Genomic DNA, 22,857 nt, shown 5'->3' with positions numbered 1-22,857 from the left:
AACCCCAGCCACCCACGAACACGAGGACACGAGCAACGTGCAGACACACGAGATCAGGAAGCGCTTCCTCGATCATTTCGTGAAGGCAGGCCACACGGAGGTGCCCAGTGCCTCGGTGATCCTCGACGACCCCAACCTGCTGTTCGTCAACGCCGGCATGGTGCAGTTCGTGCCCTACTTCCTCGGTGCCCGCACCCCGCCGTGGGACCGCGCCACCAGCGTGCAGAAGTGCATCCGGACCCCGGACATCGACGAGGTGGGCATCACCACCCGGCACAACACGTTCTTCCAGATGGCCGGCAACTTCTCGTTCGGCGACTACTTCAAGAAGGGCGCCATCGAGCTGGCCTGGACCCTGCTGACCAACCCGGTCAGCGAGGGCGGCTACGGGTTCGACCCGGAAAAGCTGTGGGCAACGGTCTATCTGGACGACGACGAGGCGATCCAACTGTGGCAGGAAGTCGCCGGGCTGCCGCTCGAGCGCATCCAGCGCCGCGGCATGGCCGACAACTACTGGTCGATGGGCATCCCGGGGCCGTGCGGACCGTGTTCGGAGATCTACTACGACCGCGGGCCCGAATACGGCATCGAGGGCGGGCCGGAGGCCAACGAGGACCGCTACATCGAGATCTGGAATCTCGTGTTCATGCAGAACGAGCGCGGCGAGGGCACCTCGAAGGACGACTTCGAGATCCTCGGGCCGCTGCCGCGCAAGAACATCGACACCGGTATGGGCGTCGAGCGCATCGCCTGCCTGTTGCAGGGCGTGGACAACGTCTACGAGACGGACCTGGTGCGTCCGGTGATCGATCTGGTCGCCGGGATCGCCCCGCGCGGTTACGGCGCGGGCAGTCACGAGGACGACGTCCGGTACCGCATCATCGGTGATCACAGCCGCACCGCGGCAATCATCATCGGCGACGGTGTCAGCCCCGGCAACGAGGGTCGTGGCTACGTGCTGCGAAGGTTGCTACGCCGCATCATCCGTGCCGCCAAGCTGCTCGGCGTCGAGGAGCCGATCATGAGCCGGCTCATGACGACCGTGCGCGACGAGATGGGCCCGTCCTACCCGGAACTGGTCACCGACTTCGAGCGGATCAACCGCATCGCGGTGGCAGAGGAGACGGCGTTCAACCGCACCCTGGCCGCGGGCTCGCGACTGTTCGACGACGCCGCCGCGGCGACCAAGAAGTCGGGAGCGTCGGTGCTCTCCGGCACCGACGCATTCACCTTGCACGACACCTACGGCTTCCCGATCGACCTCACCCTCGAGATGGCCGCCGAGGCAGGCCTGTCCGTCGACGAGCAGGGCTTCCGGTCGTTGATGGCCGAGCAGCGTCTGCGCGCCAAGGCCGACGCCGCCGCGCGCAAACAGGCCCACACCGATCTCTCCGCCTACCGCGAGCTGGTCGACACCGGGCCCACCGAGTTCACCGGATTCGACGAATTGTCCACCGAGGCACGAATTCTCGGCATCTTCGTGGACGGCAAGCGGGTGCCGGTGGTGACGCACGAGGACGTCGACGCCGAGCGCGTCGAACTCATCCTGGACCGCACCCCGTTCTATGCCGAGGCCGGCGGCCAGATCGCCGACGAGGGTGCGATCACCGGCACGGGCGCCTCGGGCGCTGCGAAGGCCGCCGTCACGGACGTGCAGAAGATCGCCAAAACCCTGTGGGCGCACCGGATCAACGTGGAGTCCGGAGAGTTCGTCGAGGGTGACACCGTCACCGCCGCAGTTGATCCGAAGTGGCGTCGCGGTGCCACGCAGGGACACTCCGGCACTCACATGGTGCACGCGGCGCTGCGACAGGTGTTGGGCCCCACCGCCGTTCAGGCCGGTTCGCTGAACCGGCCCGGCTACCTGCGGTTCGACTTCAACTGGCAGGGTGCGCTCACCGACGATCAGCGGTCGCAGATCGAGGAAGTCACGAACGAGGCCGTCGAGGCCGACTTCCAGGTGAATACCTTCGTCACCGCGCTCGACAAGGCCAAGGCGATGGGCGCGATGGCGATGTTCGGCGAGAACTACCCGGACCAGGTCCGGGTGGTCGAGATCGGCGGTCCGTTCTCGCTGGAACTCTGCGGTGGTACGCACGTACACAACTCGGCCCAGATCGGACCGGTGACCATCCTCGGTGAATCGTCGGTCGGCTCGGGTGTACGCCGGGTCGAGGCGTACGTCGGGCTGGAGTCCTTCCGCCACCTGGCCAAGGAACGCGCCCTGATGGCCGGACTGGCCTCGTCGCTCAAGGTGCCCTCCGACGAGGTGCCGGCCCGCGTCGCGAACCTGGTGGAACGTCTCAAGGCCGCCGAGAAGGAACTCGACAAGGCCCGGTTGGCCAACGCCAGGGCCGCGGCGGCCAATGCCGCCGCGGGCGCCGAGACCATCGGCAAGGTCCGGGTGGTGGCACAACGCATGGCCGGCGGCATGTCGGCCGGTGACCTGCGCAGCCTGGTCGGTGACATCAAGGGCAAGCTCGGCTCGGACCCGGGCGTGGTTGCGCTGATCGCCGAGGGCGAGGACGACGCGGTGCCGTTCGTGGTGGCGGTCAACCCGGCTGCTCAGGATCTCGGCCTGCGCGCCAACGAACTCGTGAAGCAGTTCGGCGCTGCGGTCAACGGCCGCGGGGGCGGCAAGGCGGACATGGCACAAGGTTCCGGTAAGGGGGCGGCGGGTATCGACGCGGCATTGGCCGCGCTGCGCGCCGAGATCGGCCGGGGCTAGCGTCGTGTCCGACACGGTCGACGACCGGCTACCGGACCGCCCAGGGGACGATGACCCCGGACGTGGCCGGCGCATCGGCGTCGACGTCGGCACCGTGCGGATCGGTGTGGCCAGTTGCGATCCCGACGGGATACTGGCGACCCCGGTCGAGACCGTTCAGCGGGACAAGCGGGACCGGTCGGGCAAGCATCTGCGCAGACTGGTGGCGCTGATCGGCGAGTACGAGGCCGTCGAGGTCGTCGTCGGGCTGCCGCGCACGCTCGCCGACCGGGCCGGCAGTTCAGCCGTCGACGCCATCGAACTCGCGGATCTGCTGGCTCGCCGGATCGCTCCGATACCGGTGCGGTTGGCTGACGAGCGGCTCACTACTGTGTCGGCGCAACGGTCGTTGCGCGAAGCGGGGGTTCGGGCAAAGGGACAGAAAGCGATGATCGACCAGGCCGCTGCGGTTGGCATTCTGCAGACCTGGCTGGATCAGCGGCGTGCGGCTCTGGCTGCGCGCGGAGAGGGCATGGATGGCTGAGAAGTGGGGTGCCGACAAGGCCAAGCCCGAGGTGGTCGGACCACCGCGCCGCGGGCTGAGCAAGGCCGAGCGGGCCCGCAAAGCCCGCAAGGACCGGAAGCGACGCACCACCAGAGGCTTCTCACTCGCCGTGCTCATCATGGTGGTGATCGGTGCGGTGTTCCTGGGGTCCAAGCTGTGGCACGGCATGTCCGGCAGCTCCGGCGACTATGCGGGCGACGGTGTCGCCGATGTCGTCATCCAGGTCCACGACGGCGATTCCACGACAGCCATCGCCAAGACCCTGCAGGACAAGAAAGTGGTCGCCACGGTCAAGGCGTTCGTCGAGGCAGCCCACAAGAATGAGGCGATCTCCGCCATTCAACCCGGCTTCTACAAGCTGCGCACCGAGATCCCGGCGGCCAATGCCGTTGAACGCCTGGCCGATCCGGAGAGCCGGGTGGGCAAACTGACCATCCCGGAGGGGCGCCAGCTCGACGACACCGCCGATGTCAAGACCAAGGCCGTCACCGAAGGCATTTTTACTCTGATCTCCCAGGCCTCCTGCGTCGAACTCGACGGCGAGAAGCGGTGTGTGCCGGTCGATGAGCTTCGGGCAGCTGCGCAATCGGCACCGGCGGCCGCCTTGGCGGTACCCGAATGGGCGGTGGCTCCGGTCGCGGCGATGCCCAACGATCACCGGCGGCTGGAGGGGCTGATCGCACCCGGCACCTGGAATGTCGACCCCGCGGGGACGCCGCAGGACATCCTCTCCACCCTGATCGGCGGCAGCGCGACGGTCTACACCCAGAGCGGACTGCTCGACACCGCTGCGGCGATGCAGATGTCGCCGTATCAGATCCTCACCGTCGGATCCCTGGTGCAACGCGAAGCCAAGCCGCAGGACTTCGACAAGGTTGCCCGGGTGATCTACAACCGGCTGGCCGAACACCGCAAGCTGGAGTTCGACTCGACCGTGAACTACCCGCTGGACCGCCAGGAAGTGGCGACCACCGATGACGACCGGGCCAAGACCACACCGTGGAATACCTATATGAGTCAAGGGCTTCCGCAGACCCCGATCTGTTCGCCGGGCACTGACGCCCTGGCCGCGGCCGAGCATCCGGCGGCAGGGGACTGGTTGTACTTCGTGACCATCGACCTGCAGGGCACGACGCTCTTCACCCGTGACTACGACGAGCACCTGGCCAACATCGAACAGGCGCAGCACAACGGTGTCCTCGACAGTGCCAGGTAGCGCCCGGAAAGCTGCAGTACTCGGCTCGCCGATCACCCATTCGCGCTCGCCGCAGCTGCACCTGGCCGCCTACCGGGCGCTGGGGTTGTCGTCGTGGTCCTACGAGCGCGTCGAGTGCACCGCCGAACAACTGCCGGGCCTCGTCGGCGCGCTCGGCCCGGAATGGGTCGGGCTGTCGGTCACCATGCCCGGCAAGTTCGCCGCCCTGGAATTCGCCGATCAACGCACCGACCGCGCCCAGCTGGTGGGATCGGCCAACACCCTGGTCCGGACGCCGACCGGTGGCTGGCGCGCCGACAACACCGATGTCGACGGGGTCACCGGAGCGCTCGGCACGGCCGGCGATTCGGCGTTGGTCATCGGCTCCGGTGGCACTGCCCCGGCCGCAGTGGTCGCCCTGGCCGAACTCGGCGTGCAGCAGATCACCATCGTGGCGCGCGACGAGACCAAGGCCTCGAGGCTGGTGGATCTGGCCGGTCGCTGTGGGGCGCACAGCAGTTGGTGCGACATTGGCAGTGCGGCTCTGACCGATGCAGTGGCCGGCGCGGACTCGGCAGTCAGCACCATCCCGGCCGACGCGGCCGCGGTCTACGCGGACACGCTGGCTCGGGTGCCGCGCCTACTCGATGCGATCTACGATCCGTGGCCGACGCCACTGGCCAAGGCCGTCGCCGCCGCGGGTGGCGAGGCGATCAACGGGCTGCAGATGCTGCTGAACCAGGCCTTCGCCCAGGTGGAACAGTTCACCGGGATGCCCGCTCCCAAAGAGGTGATGAGAGACGCATTGTCGGCGCCTTAGCCTCGGTGGATGGGGGTGGGGGTAACCGTCATCGCGGGTTCCTGGCTGCTGGCGCTCAGTGGCTACGACATTGCCGAACGCCGGCTGCCGAACTGGCTGACGCTGCCGGGCGCGGTGCTGATCCTGATTGTGGCGGCAGCGGCCGGGCGCGGTGGTGCCGCGCTGACCGGGGCGTTGGCGTTGTCTGTGCTGTACCTGGTCGCGCATTTGGTGACGCCCCGGTCGCTGGGCGGGGGAGACGTCAAACTCGCGATCGGACTGGGCGCGCTGACCGGTGCGTTCGGTATCGATGTGTGGCTGCTCGCCGCGCTGGCTGCACCTCTGCTCACCTCGGTCCTGGCCCTCGGTGCGGCCGTACGCGGTAAACGGACCGTGCCGCACGGACCGTCGATGTGCACGGCGAGTGCCGTCGCGGTCGCCCTGGTGCTGGCGTAGCCGGCGGCCGAATTGGTGCGAATGACCGGCGAAATCCGTAGTTACGCTCATCACCGGTAATCAGTCGTCCCGGGGGGTCGCATGTCACAACCACACTGGCAGCAGGCCGCGCCGCAGTATCCGCCGCCGCCCGCGGTTCCGGTGTTCCGAGTGGAGACGACTCGGCACACCGGTCTGCTGGTCTTGTGGTTCAACCAGACCCGTGTGGTGACCGGAACCGCCGAACGGTGCGAGGCCGCGTTGACCAGCGCCCAGCGGCACAATCTCGTCCTGGGTTGGTGGAGCTTCCTGTCGATCCTCTTCATGAACTGGCTGTCGTTGCTGAGCAACGCAGGTGCGCGGTCCACGCTGCGCAAGGAAGTCGAACAGGCGCAGGCCTACGCGCAGTGGTGGCACCAGTACGGCCAGCACCAAAACGGATCACAGCAGCCGCAACAGCGGTAGGTCGCGTCACGAGTGACCACGGATTTCAGCAGGCAAACCCCGACGTGGGAGAATGACAGCCGTGTTGCGATGGACCACAGCTGGTGAATCCCACGGCCGCGCCCTGGTGGCCATGCTCGAAGGGATGGTTGCCGGCGTGCCCATCACCTCCGAGGAGATCGGGGCGCAGCTCAAGCGCCGTCGCCTCGGCTATGGCCGGGGCGCCCGGATGAAGTTCGAACAGGATCAGGTCACCATGCTGGCCGGGGTGCGTCACGGCACCACCCTGGGCGGGCCGATCGCCATCGAGATCGGCAACACCGAATGGCCCAAATGGGAGACCGTGATGTCTCCGGACCCGGTCGATCCCGCTGAACTCGACGTGGCGCGCAATGCCCCGCTGACCCGTCCGCGACCGGGCCATGCCGACTACGCAGGCATGCTCAAGTACGGCTTCGAGGATGCCCGCCCCGTGCTGGAGCGCGCCAGCGCCCGCGAGACCGCGGCGCGCGTGGCGGCAGGCACCGTCGCTCGCGCGTTCCTGCGGGCCGCGCTCGGCGTGGAAGTCGTCTCGCACGTCATCTCGATCGGCGCGTCACAGCCCTACGACGGACCGCCGCCGCAGTTCTCCGACCTGGACGCGATCGACGACAGCCCGGTCAGAGCCTTCGACAAGGACGCCGAGGCCGCGATGATCGCCGAGATCGAGGACGCCAAGAAGGACGGCGACACCCTCGGCGGCGTCGTCGAGGTCGTCGTTTCGGGTCTGCCGATCGGGTTGGGCTCGTTCACCAGTGGTGACAACCGACTCGACAGTCAACTGGCCGCCGCAGTCATGGGCATCCAGGCGATCAAGGGCGTCGAGATCGGCGACGGCTTCGAGACTGCGCGCCGGCGAGGCAGCGTCGCCCACGACGAGATGTACCCCGGCCCCGACGGGGTCTTGCGCTCGACCAACCGGGCCGGAGGCCTGGAAGGCGGCATGACCAACGGCCAGGCGCTGCGGGTACGCGCAGCGATGAAGCCGATCTCGACCGTCCCGCGGGCACTGGCCACCGTCGACATGGCCACCGGTGAAGAGGCCGTCGCCATTCACCAGCGTTCCGACGTGTGCGCGGTGCCGGCCGCCGGTGTGGTGGTGGAGACGATGGTCGCGCTTGTGGTGGCCCGCGCCGTGCTGGAGAAGTTCGGTGGGGACTCGTTGACCGAGACCCGCGCCAACATCGACGCCTACCTGCGGGCCGTCGCCGAGCGCGAGCCGGCGGCGCAGGCCCTGGGCTGATGGCCCCGAAGGCGGTACTGATCGGCCTGCCAGGTTCGGGCAAGTCGACCATCGGCCGCCGGCTGGCCAAGGCGCTGAACCTCACGATGCTCGACACCGACGCCGCAATCGAGGAGACCACCGGCCGCACCATCGCCGACATCTTCGCCACCGACGGCGAGGCAGAGTTCCGCCGGATCGAGGAAGAGGTCATCCGCTCGGCGCTGGCCACCCACGATGGTGTGCTGTCCCTGGGCGGCGGCGCGGTGACCACCTCGGGAGTGCGAGCGGCCCTGGCCGGGCACACCGTCGTGTACCTGGAGATCAGCGCCGCGGAGGGGGTACGTCGAACCGGTGGTTCCACCGTCCGCCCGCTGCTGGCCGGCCCCGACCGGGCCGAGAAGTACCGCGCCCTGATGTCCGAGCGGGTGCCGCTCTACCGTCGGGTCGCGACCATGCGGATCAACACCAACCGGCGCAACCCAGGGGCGGTGGTGCGCACCATCGTCACGCGCCTGGAAAACCCGCCGGTCCAGAAACAGCCCGAGAAGCAGTCCCAGCCCTCGGCACGGACCGCGAAGCGGCGCAGGCGTCGTCCGCCGTGGCGGCGTGGTGCGGCATCCGCACAGTCCTCGTCCGGTTCCGAGGCCACCGGCGGCAAGCCTCCGGCCACTTCTTCCAATACTGAATCTGCAGCCATACCCACCCCCGCGGCCCTGGCCGCTCGCAACGCGGAGCGACATGATGACTGACCCGGTAATCGTCGAGGTACTGGTGGACCGGCCCTACCCGGTCATCATCGGAACCGGTCTGCTCGGCGAGTTGGGAAACACGCTCGAGGGCCGTCACAAGGTGGCGATCCTGCATCAGCCGGTGTTGACCCAGACCGCCGAAGCTGTCCGGCAACACTTGGCAGACAAGGGAATTGATGCGCACCGCATCGAGATTCCGGATGCCGAGGCGGGCAAGGAGCTGCCGGTCGTAGGCTACATCTGGGAAGTGCTGGGGCGCATCGGTATTGGTCGTAAGGACGCCGTCGTCAGCCTCGGCGGGGGAGCGGCCACTGACGTCGCGGGCTTTGCTGCGGCCACCTGGCTGCGCGGTGTCGACATCGTGCACGTGCCCACCACGCTGCTCGGCATGGTCGACGCGGCGGTGGGCGGCAAGACCGGGATCAACACCGACGCCGGCAAGAACCTCGTCGGCGCGTTCCACCAGCCGGCGGCGGTCCTGGTGGACCTCGCGACGCTGGAAACCTTGCCGCGCAACGAGATCATCGCCGGAATGGCAGAGATCGTGAAGGCCGGTTTCATCGCCGACCCGGTGATCCTCGATCTGATCGAGGCCGATCCGGAAGCAGCGCTGGATCCAGCCGGCACCGTCCTGCCCGAACTGATCCGTCGGGCCATCACGGTCAAGGCCGAGGTGGTTGCTGCGGACGAACGCGAATCGCAGTTGCGCGAGATCCTCAACTACGGCCACACCCTTGCACACGCCATCGAGCGTCGTGAGCGGTACAAGTGGCGTCACGGTGCCGCCGTGTCGGTGGGTTTGGTGTTCGCGGCCGAATTGGGCCGGTTGGCCGGCCGTCTCGACGACAAGACCGCCGAGCGGCACCGCTCGGTGCTGACCGCACTCGGGTTGCCCGTCAGCTACGACGGCGACGCCCTGCCCCAGCTGATGGACTACATGGCGGGCGACAAGAAGAACCGCTCGGGAGTGCTGCGGTTCGTCGTGCTCGACGGGCTGGCCAAGCCGGGCCGGCTGGAAGGCCCGGATCCGTCACTGTTGGCGGCCGCATACGCAGAAGTGGCGCGGGCCTGATCGCCCGCGCCACTCGCGACTGAATTCTCGTTCTGCCCTTGCGGGCAGCGGACCGGCTACTGCTTGGGCTGCTCGGGGTACTCGATGGCCTGGGTGGTGTCGTCGGTGCTCTCGGCGGCGCCGTTGGCGCTCACGGCGGCGAACACATCGGTGTCCGCGCGGTCGTCTGCGGCCAGACCGTGGTGACGCTGGCGGGGCTGCGGCGGCGCCTTGCGGTCAACCAGCCAGCGGCCCACCGTCACACCTGCCACGCCGAGCAGGAACGTCAGCAGGGCGGTGAACGCTGCGAACGTGGTCACCTCGTTGAGCAGCGCGTCGGTGTAGAGGCTCTTGTAGAAGAGCCCGATGAACCACGCCACGGCGCCGCTGACGACGCCGGCGAACAGGCCGGCGATCAGCCAGGTCATCGCCATGTCGGCGCGACGGTCCGGATCCGGATTGGCGCGGGCATCACTCTGGCCGTCGAGAAGGCCCCAGATCAGCACTCCGATTCCGAACACCGTGACCAGCGCGAGGCTCCACCAGGTGGCATTACCCGGCGAGGCGTTGATCAGTGCTCCTTGCAGTAAGCGCACGATGACCATCGCTGTTGCGAACACCACTCCGCGCAGTAACCACTTGCTCATGGGGGCACACTGTAGCGAGTAGCGTCACAGACCGTGACTATTTCCCAGCGCAGGGACCGGCTGCGGCGTCGACTGGCCGATTCGGGTCTGGACGCGATGTTGGTAACTGACCTGGTCAACGTGCGTTATCTGTCCGGATTCACCGGTTCGAACGCGGCCCTGCTGATCCTCGCCGAGGATGTCGTGCCGGTGCTGGCCACCGATGGCCGCTACCGCACGCAGGCCGCGCAGCAGTCACCGGACGCCGAGGTGGTCATCGAGCGGGCGTGTGGGTCGCACCTGGCCGGGCGCGCCGCCCGCGCCGGCGCCCTGCGGCTGGGTTTCGAGAGCCATGTGGTGACGGTGGATGCTTACGCGGCCCTGAAGAAGGCGGCCGGCGGCACGGTCGAGTGGATCCGCGCGGCGGGCACCGTGGAGGCGCTGCGTGAGGTCAAGGACGCCGGCGAGATTGCGATGCTGCGGTTGGCCTGCGAGGCCGCCGACGCGGCGCTGATGGACCTACTGGAGTGTGGTGGCCTGCGTCCCGGCCGCACCGAGCGCGAGGTGCGCAATGAGCTGGAGGCCCTGATGCTCGATCACGGCGCCGATGGCCCGTCGTTCGAGACGATCGTGGCGGCGGGCGTGAATTCCGCCATCCCGCACCACCGTCCCACGGATGCGGTGCTGGCTGCGGGCGACTTCGTGAAGATCGATTTCGGTGCGCTCGTCGCCGGCTACCACTCCGATATGACGCGCACGTTCGTCCTGGGCCCGGCCGCGGACTGGCAGCGCGACATCTATGAGCTGGTGGCCACCGCGCAGCGGGCCGGCCGCGAGGCACTTGCTCCTGGGGTTTCGCTGAGCTCGGTGGATGCGGCATCACGCCAGGTCATCGCCGATGCCGGCTACGGCGACAACTTCGGGCACGGACTCGGGCACGGCGTCGGACTGCAGATCCACGAAGCGCCCGGAATCAATGCCGCTGCCGCCGGTACACTGCTTGCTGGCTCTGCGGTCACCGTTGAGCCTGGTGTCTACTTGCCCGATCGCGGCGGTGTCCGGATCGAGGACACCCTGGTCGTCGGAGAGTCGGCACCCGACCTGCTTACCCGGTTCCCCAAGGAACTGGCCATTTTGTGACAAAAGCTTAGGAGCTACACCCTCATGGCATCGACTGCCGACTTCAAGAACGGGCTCGTCCTGCAGATCGACGGACAGCTGTGGCAGATCGTCGAATTCCAGCACGTCAAGCCGGGCAAGGGCCCGGCCTTCGTGCGGACGAAGCTGAAGAACGTGGTGTCCGGCAAGGTCGTCGACAAGACGTACAACGCCGGCGTCAAGGTGGAGACGGCCACCGTGGACCGGCGCGACGCCACCTACCTGTACCGCGACGGCAGCGACTTCGTCTTCATGGATTCCGAAGACTTCAACCAGCATCCGCTGTCCGAGGCGCTCGTCGGCCGGTTGGCCGACTTCCTGCTGGAGAGCCTGCCCGTGCAGATCGCCTTCCACGATGGTGTTCCGCTGTACCTGGAACTTCCGGTGTCGGTCGAGCTCGAGGTGTCCCACACCGAGCCGGGCCTGCAGGGTGACCGCTCGAGCGCAGGCACCAAGCCCGCCACCATGGAGACCGGTGCCGAGATCCAGGTTCCGCTGTTCATCAACACCGGCGACAAGCTGAAGGTCGATACCCGCGACGGCAGCTACCTCGGCCGCGTGAATGGCTGAGCATGCCTGATCGCCGTGGCGACCGGGGCCGTCACCAGGCCCGCAAGCGCGCCGTCGACCTGTTGTTCGAGGCCGAGGCCCGCGGTCTGACGCCGGAGGCGGTGGCCGACGGCCGTGCCGCGCTGGCCGAGGACCAGCCCGACGTCACCCCGCTCAACCCCTACACGGTGTCGGTGGCGCGCGGCGTCACCGAGCACTCCGCGCACATCGACGATCTCATCTCGGCGCACCTGCAGGGATGGACGTTGGAGCGACTGCCCGCCGTGGACCGGGCCATCCTGCGGGTGGCCGTCTGGGAGCTGCTGCACGCCGAGGACGTTCCCGAGCCGGTGGCCGTCGACGAAGCCGTCGAGCTCGCCAAAGAGCTGTCCACCGATGAGTCACCTGGCTTCGTCAACGGTGTTCTGGGCCAGGTGATGCTGGTGACCCCGCAGATCCGGGCTGCCGCCGCGGCCGTGCAGGGCGCGGCTCAGGATCGCCCCGACCAATAGTACCTGTCCCGAACAACGGGATACCGGTGTCGTTCGGTGCCACGATGTTGTTACGTGTGTGGTCACACGTAACAACATCGGAGGCCGCTGATGGGACACGAGCCGAGAAGTATCGCGGATATCGGCGAGGACGGCCTGCATCTCCACGCCTGCCCGCTGTGTGAGGCGATGTGCGGCTTGGAGATTCAGGTCGCCGACGGCAAGGTGGCGAGCGTTCGGCCCAACAAGGCCGACCAGTGGAGCGCGGGGCACATCTGCCCGAAAGGCGCGTCGCTGGCCGCGCTGCACGACGACCCTGACCGGATCCGCCGGCCCATGATCAAGGTCGACGGCGAATGGCACGAGGTCGACTGGGACACCGCGTTCCGCCGCTGCACCGAACTGCTCGCGCCCGTGATCGAGAAGTACGGCATCGGCGCGGTCGCCGCCTACACCGGCAACCCACTGGCGCACTCGTTCTCGCTGTCGCGCTACTCGGCGGTCCTGCTGGGCCTGTCCGGGATGCCGATCACCTACTCGCCCGGGACCATCGACCAGTGGCCGAAGAATCTGTCGTCGCATCTGATGTACGGCAGCTGGTGGGCATTCCCGACCCCGGACATCCAGCGCACCGATCTGCTGGTGGTCATGGGCGCCAACCCCGCGGCGTCACAGGGATCGTTGCTGGCCGCGCCTGACGTGATGGGCATCATCGGCGGTATTCGCAAGCGCGGCAAGGTGATCGTCATCGACCCGGTGCGCACCGCCACTGCCGCCAAGGCCGATGAGTGGCTGCCGATCACGCCCGGCACCGATGCGGCACTGCTGCTCGGAATCGTCCACACCGTGTTCGACGAAGGCCTGGTCAACCTCGGCGACCTGGAGCGTCACCTCGACGGGGTATCGACGCTGCAACAGGTGGTGGCCGCATGGTCACCCGAAAGAGTCTCTGCCGCAACGGGTATCGATGCAGAGCGGATTCGCGGTCTGGCCCGGGAACTGGCCGGCACACCGCGCGCGGTGGTCTACGGCCGGATCGGTACCTGCAATCAGGAGTTCGGCAGCCTGGCCAGCTGGCTGGTGGATGTGGTCAACATCGTCACCGGCCACTTCGATACCCCCGGCGGCTCCATGTTCGCCACCCCGACCGCCTGGACCGTCACCAGCCAGCCGATCCCGGGCCTGGAGGACGGGGCGCCGAACTTCGGCCGCTACCGCACCCGCGTGCGCGGGGCCAAAGAGGTGATGGGCCAGGTCCCGGTGTCGTGCATGCTCGAAGAGATCGTCACCCCCGGTGAGGGGCAACTCAAGGCGCTGATCACGGTGGCCGGCAACCCGGTGCTGTCCACTCCGGGCGGCGACAAACTCGACGAGGCGCTGCCGCAGCTCGACGCGATGATCTCGGTGGATCTGTGGCTCAACGAGACCACCAAACACGCCGATGTGATCCTGCCCGGTGCCTCGGCACTGGAGCAGCCCCATTCCGCCGATCTGCTGCTGGGCGCGGCGATCAACAGCTTCGCGCGCTACTCGCCGCCGGTGTTCCATCGCGAAGACCCAGATGCCCCCGAGGAATGGGAGATCCTGATCCGGCTGACCGGGTTGTGCACCGGCACTGCGGCCGAGGACGTCGACGTCGCCGCGCTCGACGACGGTTGGTTCGACTACCTGTGCTTCACCCAGGGGCTCGACGGCGCCGAGATCCGCAAGCACTACGACCACGGCGGGCCGGAACGCATGCTCGATTTGACGCTGCGAACCGCCGCGTTCGGAGATCGGTACGGCGAGAACCCGGACGGCCTGACTTTGGCGAAGCTCAAGGCTCATCCGGACGGAATCAACTTCGGCCCGATGGTGCCCCGGGTGCCCGAGGTACTCGGCACCTCCGACAAGAAGATCCGGATCGCGCCGCAATACCTGCTCGACGACCTGCCGCGGCTGGCCGAGCGACTGGATCGCGCCTCCGATGATCTGGTGCTGGTCAGCCGGCGCCATCTGCGCTCCAACAATTCCTGGCTGCACAACGTCGGCTCGCTGATGAAAGGCCGAGACCGCTGCACCCTGCTGATGCACAGCCGCGACGCCGCCGAGCGCGGTATCGCCGACGGCGATGCCGCAGAAGTGGCGTCGACCGCAGGCAAGATCGTGGTGCCCGTCGAAGTGACCGATGCGATCAAGCCCGGTGTGGTGTCCATGCCGCACGGCTGGGGCCATGGCCAGCCCGGCACCCGACTCGGTGTCGCCAATGCCGCACCCGGGGTGAACACCAACATCCTGTCGCTGGCGGACTTCATCGACGAGCCGTCCGGAAACGGCGCGCTCAACGGCATCCCGGTCACCGTCAGCCGGACGCTGGCTCACGGCTAGGGCTCCGGAGGAACCAGTAGTTCCTCGGGGTGGAAGTGGTGGTTGAGGGTGTCTTGCCCCGTGTCCATCAGGGGCGGGGGATGCCAGCGGATGCGACCGGTTTCTGGATCGACGCTGGTGGTCCAGCCGAGCCCGACCAGACGGTTGTCAGGGCCGCAGGTCAGGGCGAGGGCAGGGGCGTCGGTGCGTCCGCCGTGTTGCCAGTCGGCTTCGGCGTGGTGTGCCTCGCAGTAGTCTGTCGGTGCGGTGCAACCCGGGCGGGTGCATCCGCGGTCACGGTTGTAGAGCAGAAGCCGTTGGGCTTTGGTGGCCAACCGTTTCGTGCGGGCCATGTACAGGGGCTCTGCGGTGTGGTGTTCGTAGACGGTGAGGTAGTGAAAGCTGTGCGATGCCAATCGGAGGAGGTCTTTCATCGGCATCCGGATGCCCGCACCGGTGACGGCGATTCCGGCGCCGGCCTCCAGTTCAGCCAGGGTCGTGGAGACCACCACAGTGACCGGCAGTCCGCCGTGCCGGCCGAGTCGTTTGGACATCAGTAGTTCCCGCAGCGCCACTTTGAGTGCGTCGTGGTTGCGTTGAGCCTGGGTGCGGGTGTCGCGGTCGGCTGCTTCCTGCTGTGCCTGTTGCTGTGCTGGCGAGGCCTCGGTAGCCGTCGTCTCGGGCCCGGCCTCAACGTCAGCGGCTTCGCCGTCAGGGGCGTCGGGAATGTCGAGCGGGTTGGGTGACGGGTTGTGGAGTGGCTCAGGGTCATTGGGGTTGTTGATGCCGGGTGCGCCCCAAACGCCGGTGACCGTGGTCAGGTAGGCAGCGGTCTCGGGGTCCAGCCAACCCTGGACGTGAACCAACCCGTCGGCGTCCTGTTTGCCGATGCGCAGCCCACGCAGGTGGGCTGCGACGTCGGGACTATCGCCGTCCTGGTTGAGCAGATACAGCAGTTTGTCGGCAGCGGCCTTCAGGGTTTCGGGAGTGTCACGGGTCGCCGTGGCCACCAGGTCCGACTCGATCTGGGCGAGTTCGGCTGGGCCGACGTACTTTTCCGCTTCCACCACCGTATGGCTGATGATCGTGACGTGTTCGGTGTTGATCGACCCTGACCGCAGCGCCTCCGCGCATGCGGGCAGCATCGGCTCCAGCACCTCGCCGGTGAGGCCATATCGCGGCCCGAGGTCGGCGGCCGCGGCCACTCTGCGTGACGCTTCCTTGCGACTGATCCGCATCCGGGTGGCAAGGACGTCAGTCCATGACTTTCCACCGATCTCCCGTGGACCGGTCAGGGCCATCAGCGCCGACTGGATGCGGTGATCGACCGTCGCCTGCGCGCGAGCCTGCCGCTCGCGCTCGGACTGGATAGCCAGTAACTCCGCAGTGTCGAACCCAGTGAAATCAACATCGACAAGCGTCGTGGTCGCGGCCAGGTGGTCGGCCAGCGCGGTCTGTACCGCGCCCCGGTTCTGCGCCAACCCGACCTTCATGATTCGAACACTAGTTCGAGTGACCGACAAGAAACCGCTGTTTGGGGCGGACGGGGCCAAAGTGACCAAAGTTTTTTCAGACAGGCCCAGCGGACCCAAACGACGTTTCAATCATCGCGATTTGTAAATTCTCCTCGCGGTCGAGGTGGCGCAATGCGAGCCGCGACGGCGGTTTCGCCAGGTACCGGACGTCGGCTGGCGGCGCAATCAGTTAACCTGCGCAAACGGCAGATTCGCCGCACTGCGACACCCCTGAATCGCCGCTTACCGTGAGTGCGTGTCGTCGCAGCCCGAAGTCCATCCCGTATCGCTGCCGAGTCGCCGTGCGCGCGCCGATCAGGCCCGCCAGGTGGCCGACGTTCTGCGCCACCAGATCTACGAAGGCACCTACGACCGGGCGCTGCCGTCCGAGGCGGAACTGGCTGCCGAGTTCTTCGTTTCCCGCAACACCATTCGTGAAGCCCTTACCGTCCTCAAGAACGAGGGCCTGATCGACCGGGGCACCAAGGTCGGCACGCATGTGGCGGCCAGAAAATACGATCACGGCCTCGACGCGTTGGTAGGACTGAAGGAAACGTTCAAGGACTACGGCGACGTTCGCAACGAAGTGAGGGCCGTTCAGCGGCTGTCGGCCCCGCCTGCAGTGGCCCGCAAGCTGGCGCTCGAACCCGGTGCCCAGGTCGTCTTCATCGAGCGCCTGCGCTATCTCGCCGACCTTCCGGTGTCGCTGGATCTGACCTACCTGGATCCCGAGATCGGTGAGCAGGTGATCGACCATCCGCTGGAGAGCAACGATATCTTCGCGCTCATCGAACGAGTCAGCGGGCGCCGTCTGGGCGGGGCAAGCCTTGCCCTGGAAGCGGTTTCGGCTGACGCACACACGGCCGCGATGTTGCAGGTGCCCGCCGGATCGGCCCTGTTGATGTCGGAACGGCTGACCAGTCTGGATGACGGGACACCCGTCGACCTGGAGTACATCAGGATGCGTGGTGACCGAATCACCATGCGAGGCAACCTTGTTAGGAGAGACGCATGACACTGGTCAATCAGCGCGCCGATGTCCCGGTGACCATCGACGAATCCCTGTGTATCGAGGGCTGCACATTGTGCGTCGACGTGTGTCCGCTGGATTCGCTGGCCATCAATCCCGAGAACGGCAAGGCCTTCATGCACGTCGACGAGTGCTGGTACTGCGGGCCCTGCGCGGCTCGCTGTCCCACCGGCGCCGTCACCGTCAACATGCCCTATCTCATCCGCTAGAGGACCCGATGTGAAAACAGCCCTGATCGCCCTCACTGCCGGCCTCACGCTCGTGACCGCCGGTTGCTCCCTGGACTCGGCGACGAAGTCGGCCGATACCGTCGACGTCGTCGTCGGCTACCAGTCCAAGACCATCAACACGGTGACCGCCGGAACGTTGTTGCGCGCCCAGGGATACCTGGAGCGTCGGTTGGCCGACATCACCACCCGCACCGGCACCAAGTACAACGTGACGTGGCAGGACTACGACACCGGAGCACCGATCACCGCGCAGATGGTCGCCGAGAAGATCGACATCGGGTCCATGGGTGACTACCCGATGCTCATCAACGGGTCCAAGACGCAGGCCAACGAACGCGCCAAGACCGAGATCGTCTCGGTCACCGGGTACAACCCGAAAGGTGCGCTGAACATGGTTGTGGTGGCGCCGGATTCACCGGCGAAGTCGTTGACCGATCTGGCCGGCAAGAAGGTCTCGGCCAGCGTCGGATCGGCGGGCCACGGCATGTTGGTGCAGGCCCTCGGCAAGGCCGGCGTCGACGCCAAGACCGGTGTGGAGGTGCTCAACCAGCAGCCTCAGGTCGGCGCCTCCTCGCTGGAATCAGGTCAGGTTCAGGCACTCTCACAGTTCGTCGCCTGGCCCGGGCTGTTGGTCCAGCAGGGCAAGGCCAAACTGCTCTACGACGGAGCCGAGCTGAACTACCCGACCTTGCACGGAGTGGTGGTGCGCCGGGCGTATGCGGCCGACCACCCGGAGGTGCTCGACGCGTTCCTGCAGGCACAACTGGATGCCACCGACTTCCTCAACAGCAAGCCTTTGGAGGCGGCCCGCCTCGTCGCCGAGGGCAGTGGGCTGCCGCAGGAGGTCGTCTACCTGTACAACGGGCCGGGCGGAACCTCGTTCGACACCACGCTCAAGCCGTCGCTGGTCGACGCACTCAAAGGCGATGTGCCCTACCTGAAGTCGATCGACAACTTCGCCGACCTCGACGTCACCGGTTTCGTGCAGGATGCACCGTTGCGGGCGGCGTTCGCGACGCGTGGTCAGGACTACGACAAGGCGCTGGGGTCGAACGTCAACCCCTCGGCGTTGAGCGGCACCGATCCGGTGTGCCAGACCGCTGTCGACAATCCCGCCACCGCGGGCGAACTGTGGCTCGACGGGTCTGATGCCACTACGGCGGCCGCGACGCCGGTCTGCCTGCTCAAGGCGATCCGACAGGCAGAGGGCGAGGGCAAGAAGGTCCGCGCCGCCTACATCGCCGACGCCGAACTGGGTACGCGGTGGTTCGCCGACAAGGCGGTGTGGGTGCGCCTGCCGGAGTCGGGCGCCGAAGGCTACCTGCCCTTCGGTACCCAGGCAGGCGCCGAACGTTATGCCGCAGCGCATCCCGGCGCGGCGATCGTCGATTACCGGCAAGCGCTGGCAGGTGCGGTGTGACCACCACCGATGCCGCGCCGGCCGCAGTCAGCGACCCGCCGGTCGCGCCGGAAGCCCGTAGCACCCGCCGCCCGCCGTCAGTCTGGCGGCATCGTCTGATCCGCCTGACGTCGGTGGTGGGGGCCATCGTGCTGTGGCAGCTGTTGACAGCCAACGACGTGCGGTTCGGGCTGCGGTTCGACACGCTGCCCACGGTCACCGAAATCACTGCGGCCCTGGTGAACCGGCTCGGCACCCCGGAGTACTGGCTGGACCTCGGCCAGTCGCTGATCCGGATCCTCACCGGATTCGGAATCGCCGCGGTGATCGGGGTGATCACAGGAATCCTGCTGGGGCGCACCGCCCTGTTCGCCGACATCTTCGGTCCGCTCACGGAACTGGCCCGGCCGATCCCGGCGATTGCCATTGTGCCGGTGGCCATCCTGTTGTTTCCCAGCGATGAGGCGGGGATCGTGTTCATCACGTTCCTGGCGGCCTACTTCCCGATCATGGTCAGCGTCCGGCATGCGGTGCGTGCGCTTCCGACCATCTGGGAGGACTCGGTCCGCACGCTGGGTGGTGGTCGGCTCGACGTGCTCCGCCAGGTGGTGCTGCCCGGCATCCTGCCGGGACTGTTCGGCGGGCTCTCGGTCGGTATGGGCGTGGCCTGGATCTGTGTCATCTCGGCCGAGATGATCTCGGGCCGCCTCGGTGTGGGTTACCGCACCTGGCAGGCGTACACGGTGCTGAACTACCCCGACGTGTTCGTCGGCATCATCACGATCGGTGTGCTCGGCTTCCTGACCGCCGCGGCGGTCGAGCTGATCGGCCGTCGGGCCACCCGTTGGCTGCCACGCGGTGAGGAGAGCGTGCGATGACCACAACGCTTGCCGGCACGGGACTGCGCCTGCAGCTCGACGGAATCACGTTGTCCTACACCGGCGCCCCGGTGATCGAGGAGCTGAGCCTCACGGTGGAGCCTGGCGAGATCCTGGTGCTGACCGGCCCCTCGGGATGCGGTAAGTCCACGGTCCTGCGTGCGCTCACCGGGCTGCTGCGGCCCGATGCAGGCCGGGTGCTGGCCGACGGCGAACCGGTCACCACCACCTCGAGGGACCGCGGAATGGTGTTCCAGGACAGCGCCCTGCTGCCGTGGCGCACCGTGCGGTCCAACATCGAACTCGCCCTGCAGTTGCGGGGGGAGCCGAAAACCAATCGTCGGGAGCGGGCTGATCGCTGGATCGCCGAAGTCGGCCTGTCCGGTTTCGCCGATTTCCTGCCGAAGAACCTCTCCGGCGGAATGCGGCAGCGGGTCCAGCTCGCCAGAGGCCTGGCCGGCGCACCCCGCGCGGTGATGATGGACGAGCCGTTCGCCGCGCTGGACACGCAGACCCGGGCAGCCATGCAGCGGTTGCTGATCGACACCTGGAAGGCGCATCCGACGACGATCGTGTTCGTCACTCACGACGTCGACGAGGCACTCATCCTCGGTGACCGGGTCGCTGTGCTCGGTCGTGCCGGCCAGCCGTTGCGCGCCCTCATCGAGGTGGGCCAGCCCCGGACCGACCATCCCGAACGATCGGCGCTGCGCGCCGAGATCATTGCCGCTTTGGAGCAACCTTGACCGAACTGACCGAGATTCCCGATGTCGATGACGCGATCCGGATCGACTGCGACGTACTGGTGATCGGCGGGGGCACCGCCGGCACCATGGCCGCACTCACCGCGGCCGAGAACGGTGCCCAGGTGCTGCTGTTGGAGAAGGCGCACGTGCGGCACTCCGGTGCGTTGGCCATGGGGATGGACGGCGTCAACAACGCCGTCATCCCCGGCAAGGCCGAGCCGGAGGACTACGTCGCCGAGATCACCCGGGCCAACGACGGAATCGTCAACCAGCGCACCGTTTATCAGACCGCCACCCGTGGCTTCGCCATGGTGCAGCGGCTCGAGCGGTACGGCGTCAAGTTCGAGAAGGACGAGCACGGCGAGTATGCCGTGCGGCGCGTGCACCGATCCGGCTCCTACGTCTTGCCGATGCCCGAGGGCAAGGACGTCAAGAAGGCCCTGTACCGAGTGCTGCGGCAACGGTCGATGCGCGAGAAGATCCGCATCGAGAACCGGTTCATGCCGGTGCGGGTGCTCACCGACGGGGGCAGGGCGGTCGGCGCGGTCGCATTCAACACCCGCACCGGTGAATTCGTCACTGTCGCGGCCAAGGCGGTGATTCTGTCCACCGGAGCGTGCGGCCGACTCGGACTGCCGGCCTCGGGATATCTGTACGGCACCTACGAGAATCCCACCAATGCCGGTGACGGATACGCGATGGCCTACCACGCCGGCGCCGAGCTTTCGGGAATCGAATGCTTCCAGGTCAATCCGTTGATCAAGGACTACAACGGCCCGGCCTGTGCCTATGTGGCCAACCCGTTCGGCGGCTACCAGGTCAATGCGCTGGGGGAGCGGTTCGTCGACTCCGACTACTGGTCAGGCCAGATGATGTCCGAGGTGAAAGAGGAGATCGAATCGGCCCGTGGACCGATCTACCTCAAGGTCAGCCATCTGCCCGACGAGACGCTGACCACGCTGGAGAACATCCTGCACACCACCGAGCGGCCGACCCGCGGAACGTTCCACGCCAACCGCGGGCACGACTATCGCACCCACGACATCGAGATGCACATCTCCGAGATAGGTTTGTGCTCAGGCCATTCCGCATCGGGCGTATGGGTGGACGAGCATGCCCGCACCACTGTCCCGGGCCTGTACGCTGCCGGCGACCTGGCGTGCGTGCCGCACAACTACATGATCGGCGCTTTCGTCTACGGCGACCTGGCCGGTGAGCACGCGGCCTCCACATTGTCGGAAGTGGCTGTGCCGGGTCAGCTTCCGGCCGATCAGGTGGCCGAGGCTCATGAGCTCATCTACCGTCCGCTGCGTCACCCGGACGGTCCGCCGCAGCCGCAGGTCGAGTTCAAGCTGCGCCGGTTCGTCAACGACTATGTGGCGCCGCCGAAGACCGCCACCAAGCTGTCGATCGCGGTGCAGACCTTCGAGCGGATGGAGGCCGAGGTCGAGGGGATCGGAGCCCGCACGCCGCATGAGTTGATGCGTGCCGCCGAGGTGTCCTTCATCCGCGACTGCGCGGAGATGGCGGCGCGTTCGTCGTTGACCCGGACCGAATCGCGTTGGGGTCTTTACCATGAGCGGGCAGACCTGCCCGAGCGGGACGACCAGCAGTGGCGTTACCACCTGAACCTGTACAAGGGCGACGACGGCGCCATGCAGTTCGTGAAGCGGCCGGTGGCACCGTATTTCGTCGCGGTCCCCGAGTTGGACCACCTGACCTCGCAGGATCCGGTGACGGCGGTCGAACAGCCACACCTGCACGGCGGCCGGGCTCCGGCTGTCGAGCGGTCCCGCGTCCGGACCACCGATTCCGGGCAGCCGCCGTCGCCACGCATCGCCGCGGTGCTGGCCTTGGAGGAGCCCACGCTGGAGGATCTGAGCGGCTACCTGACCGACGCGGACGCCGGCGTGCGCCGTACCGCGGTCGCCACCCTCGTCGAGTATCTGCCCGACGGGTACCAGCCTGCGTTGGTGGCCGCGCTGGCAGACGACGACGCCGGGGTGCGGCGCGAGACCGCCGACGCGGGCCGTGAACTCGTCGAGGTCCTGCCGGACCCGGGCGCCTTCGTCGACCGACTCGAGTCCGCAGACCCGGTGGTCCGTGCCGTGACGGTGTACCTGCTGAGTTCCCGGCGCGCCGGTAGCGCCGAGGCGTACCGGGCTGCGTCGACCGACATCGATCACCGGGTTCGGATCGAAGCCGTGCGCGCCCTGGTGTCGGTCGACGACCACACCGGCGTCGCGGCAGCCACGACCGACGAGAACCGGGAGGTGCGGATCGCCGCGGTGGGCGGCCTGGCGACCCTGCGGGCCGGTGCCGATGCGGTGCGCGTGGCACTCGACGACCCGGATCCGCTCGTCCGGGCGGCGGCCCTGGCCTCCCTCGGCGCGGTCGGCTGCACCGGCGACGACGTGGTCAGCGTCGAGAAGGCCTTCACCGAGTCGGCCTGGCAGATTCGTCAGGGCGCGGCCCGGGCGTTGGCCGGGGCCGTGCCGGAGGTGGCGGTACCCACCCTGTCGCGGGCGCTGGACGATCAGCATCTCGATGTCCGCAAGGCCGCGGTGCTGAGCCTGAGCCGGTGGGCGGATTCGGAGACGGCGCGTCAGGCGCTGACCGTGGCGTTGGACGACAGTGACGCCGATGTGCGGGCGTACGCGCGTCAGGCGCTCGCTGGCTGA

20 protein-coding genes and 1 pseudogene are annotated in these 22,857 nt (G+C 67.5%); 19 read left to right on the top strand and 2 right to left on the bottom strand.

Features of this window, described 5'->3' with window-relative positions:
• Window positions 1-37 precede the first annotated feature (37 nt).
• From alaS to aroB, 9 genes and pseudogenes are all read left to right on the top strand, one after another.
• Window positions 38-2,728: an alanine--tRNA ligase gene (alaS, locus tag AB0876_RS12690; protein WP_526042129.1), complete on the top strand. Its 2,691-nt coding sequence runs from the start codon at window positions 38-40 to the stop codon at window positions 2,726-2,728.
• Window positions 2,729-2,732: 4 nt separating this feature from the next.
• The gene (ruvX, locus tag AB0876_RS12685) at window positions 2,733-3,251 is read left to right on the top strand and encodes a Holliday junction resolvase RuvX (protein WP_491838996.1); all 519 of its coding nucleotides are present in this window, start codon (window positions 2,733-2,735) and stop codon (window positions 3,249-3,251) included.
• Entirely contained in the window at window positions 3,244-4,488 is a 1,245-nt protein-coding gene (locus AB0876_RS12680) for an endolytic transglycosylase MltG (protein ID WP_526042128.1), read from the top strand. Before ruvX ends, AB0876_RS12680 begins: the two co-directional genes overlap by 8 nt.
• On the top strand, window positions 4,478-5,287 hold the full coding sequence (locus AB0876_RS12675; RefSeq protein WP_491838998.1) for a shikimate dehydrogenase: 810 nt from the start codon (window positions 4,478-4,480) through the stop codon (window positions 5,285-5,287). Before AB0876_RS12680 ends, AB0876_RS12675 begins: the two co-directional genes overlap by 11 nt.
• 9 nt (window positions 5,288-5,296) lie before the next feature.
• Window positions 5,297-5,722, top strand: a complete 426-nt coding sequence (locus AB0876_RS12670) for a prepilin peptidase (protein WP_491838999.1) — start codon at window positions 5,297-5,299, stop codon at window positions 5,720-5,722.
• An 81-nt stretch (window positions 5,723-5,803) separates the two neighbouring features.
• Window positions 5,804-6,166 carry a hypothetical protein gene (locus tag AB0876_RS12665; RefSeq protein WP_491839000.1) on the top strand — a complete coding sequence of 121 codons (363 nt, stop codon included), beginning with the start codon at window positions 5,804-5,806 and terminating at the stop codon, window positions 6,164-6,166.
• Between the two features lie 61 nt (window positions 6,167-6,227).
• Window positions 6,228-7,427 (top strand): chorismate synthase, encoded by a 1,200-nt coding sequence (gene aroC, locus AB0876_RS12660; RefSeq protein ID WP_491839354.1) that lies wholly within the window; start codon window positions 6,228-6,230, stop codon window positions 7,425-7,427.
• Window positions 7,427-7,933: pseudogene (locus AB0876_RS12655) on the top strand (shikimate kinase); the annotation flags it as partial. The gene aroC and the pseudogene AB0876_RS12655, both read left to right, overlap by 1 nt.
• A gap of 217 nt (window positions 7,934-8,150) precedes the next feature.
• Window positions 8,151-9,230: a 3-dehydroquinate synthase gene (gene aroB, locus AB0876_RS12650; RefSeq protein ID WP_491839002.1), complete on the top strand. Its 1,080-nt coding sequence runs from the start codon at window positions 8,151-8,153 to the stop codon at window positions 9,228-9,230.
• Window positions 9,231-9,286: 56 nt separating this feature from the next.
• Here aroB and AB0876_RS12645 read toward each other — a convergent pair whose 3' ends face one another.
• Window positions 9,287-9,856 (bottom strand): B-4DMT family transporter, encoded by a 570-nt coding sequence (locus AB0876_RS12645; protein ID WP_491839003.1) that lies wholly within the window; start codon window positions 9,854-9,856, stop codon window positions 9,287-9,289.
• A 33-nt stretch (window positions 9,857-9,889) separates the two neighbouring features.
• Here AB0876_RS12645 and AB0876_RS12640 point away from each other — a divergent pair, with 33 nt between their 5' ends.
• The 4 genes from AB0876_RS12640 (at window position 9,890) to AB0876_RS12625 (ending at window position 14,400) form a co-directional block, all read left to right on the top strand.
• Window positions 9,890-10,975 (top strand): M24 family metallopeptidase, encoded by a 1,086-nt coding sequence (locus tag AB0876_RS12640; protein ID WP_526042127.1) that lies wholly within the window; start codon window positions 9,890-9,892, stop codon window positions 10,973-10,975.
• A gap of 24 nt (window positions 10,976-10,999) precedes the next feature.
• Window positions 11,000-11,563 carry an elongation factor P gene (gene efp / locus AB0876_RS12635; protein WP_029107488.1) on the top strand — a complete coding sequence of 188 codons (564 nt, stop codon included), beginning with the start codon at window positions 11,000-11,002 and terminating at the stop codon, window positions 11,561-11,563.
• A 2-nt stretch (window positions 11,564-11,565) separates the two neighbouring features.
• Window positions 11,566-12,054: a transcription antitermination factor NusB gene (nusB, locus tag AB0876_RS12630; RefSeq protein ID WP_491839005.1), complete on the top strand. Its 489-nt coding sequence runs from the start codon at window positions 11,566-11,568 to the stop codon at window positions 12,052-12,054.
• A 90-nt stretch (window positions 12,055-12,144) separates the two neighbouring features.
• Window positions 12,145-14,400 (top strand): molybdopterin-dependent oxidoreductase, encoded by a 2,256-nt coding sequence (locus AB0876_RS12625; protein WP_526042126.1) that lies wholly within the window; start codon window positions 12,145-12,147, stop codon window positions 14,398-14,400.
• Here AB0876_RS12625 and AB0876_RS12620 read toward each other — a convergent pair.
• Window positions 14,397-15,872 carry an HNH endonuclease signature motif containing protein gene (locus AB0876_RS12620; protein ID WP_526042125.1) on the bottom strand — a complete coding sequence of 492 codons (1,476 nt, stop codon included), beginning with the start codon at window positions 15,870-15,872 and terminating at the stop codon, window positions 14,397-14,399. The two genes, AB0876_RS12625 and AB0876_RS12620, sit on opposite strands and share 4 nt — an antisense overlap.
• 277 nt (window positions 15,873-16,149) lie before the next feature.
• Here AB0876_RS12620 and AB0876_RS12615 point away from each other — a divergent pair, with 277 nt between their 5' ends.
• Genes AB0876_RS12615 through AB0876_RS12590 form a run of 6 tightly spaced genes read left to right on the top strand, consistent with a single transcriptional unit; the run spans window position 16,150 to window position 22,857 of the window.
• A complete protein-coding gene (locus AB0876_RS12615; protein ID WP_526042124.1) occupies window positions 16,150-16,908 on the top strand; it encodes a GntR family transcriptional regulator in 759 nt (252 codons plus the stop codon).
• The gene (locus AB0876_RS12610) at window positions 16,905-17,132 is read left to right on the top strand and encodes a 4Fe-4S dicluster domain-containing protein (RefSeq protein WP_003880761.1); all 228 of its coding nucleotides are present in this window, start codon (window positions 16,905-16,907) and stop codon (window positions 17,130-17,132) included. The genes AB0876_RS12615 and AB0876_RS12610 overlap by 4 nt, the downstream gene beginning before the upstream one ends.
• A 10-nt stretch (window positions 17,133-17,142) precedes the next feature.
• The gene (locus AB0876_RS12605) at window positions 17,143-18,573 is read left to right on the top strand and encodes an ABC transporter substrate-binding protein (RefSeq protein WP_526042123.1); all 1,431 of its coding nucleotides are present in this window, start codon (window positions 17,143-17,145) and stop codon (window positions 18,571-18,573) included.
• Window positions 18,570-19,430, top strand: coding sequence for an ABC transporter permease (locus AB0876_RS12600; protein WP_491839009.1), 861 nt, complete (start codon window positions 18,570-18,572; stop codon window positions 19,428-19,430). The genes AB0876_RS12605 and AB0876_RS12600 overlap by 4 nt, the downstream gene beginning before the upstream one ends.
• Window positions 19,427-20,176: an ABC transporter ATP-binding protein gene (locus tag AB0876_RS12595; protein WP_491839010.1), complete on the top strand. Its 750-nt coding sequence runs from the start codon at window positions 19,427-19,429 to the stop codon at window positions 20,174-20,176. Before AB0876_RS12600 ends, AB0876_RS12595 begins: the two co-directional genes overlap by 4 nt.
• Window positions 20,173-22,857: a fumarate reductase/succinate dehydrogenase flavoprotein subunit gene (locus tag AB0876_RS12590; RefSeq protein ID WP_526042122.1), complete on the top strand. Its 2,685-nt coding sequence runs from the start codon at window positions 20,173-20,175 to the stop codon at window positions 22,855-22,857. Before AB0876_RS12595 ends, AB0876_RS12590 begins: the two co-directional genes overlap by 4 nt.

This window comes from Mycobacterium sp. NPDC049093, from assembly GCF_040704635.1.
Classification (GTDB): domain Bacteria; phylum Actinomycetota; class Actinomycetes; order Mycobacteriales; family Mycobacteriaceae; genus Mycobacterium.
Note: the sequence above shows the minus strand (reverse complement) of the source record. Positions and strands in the feature narration are given on the sequence as shown.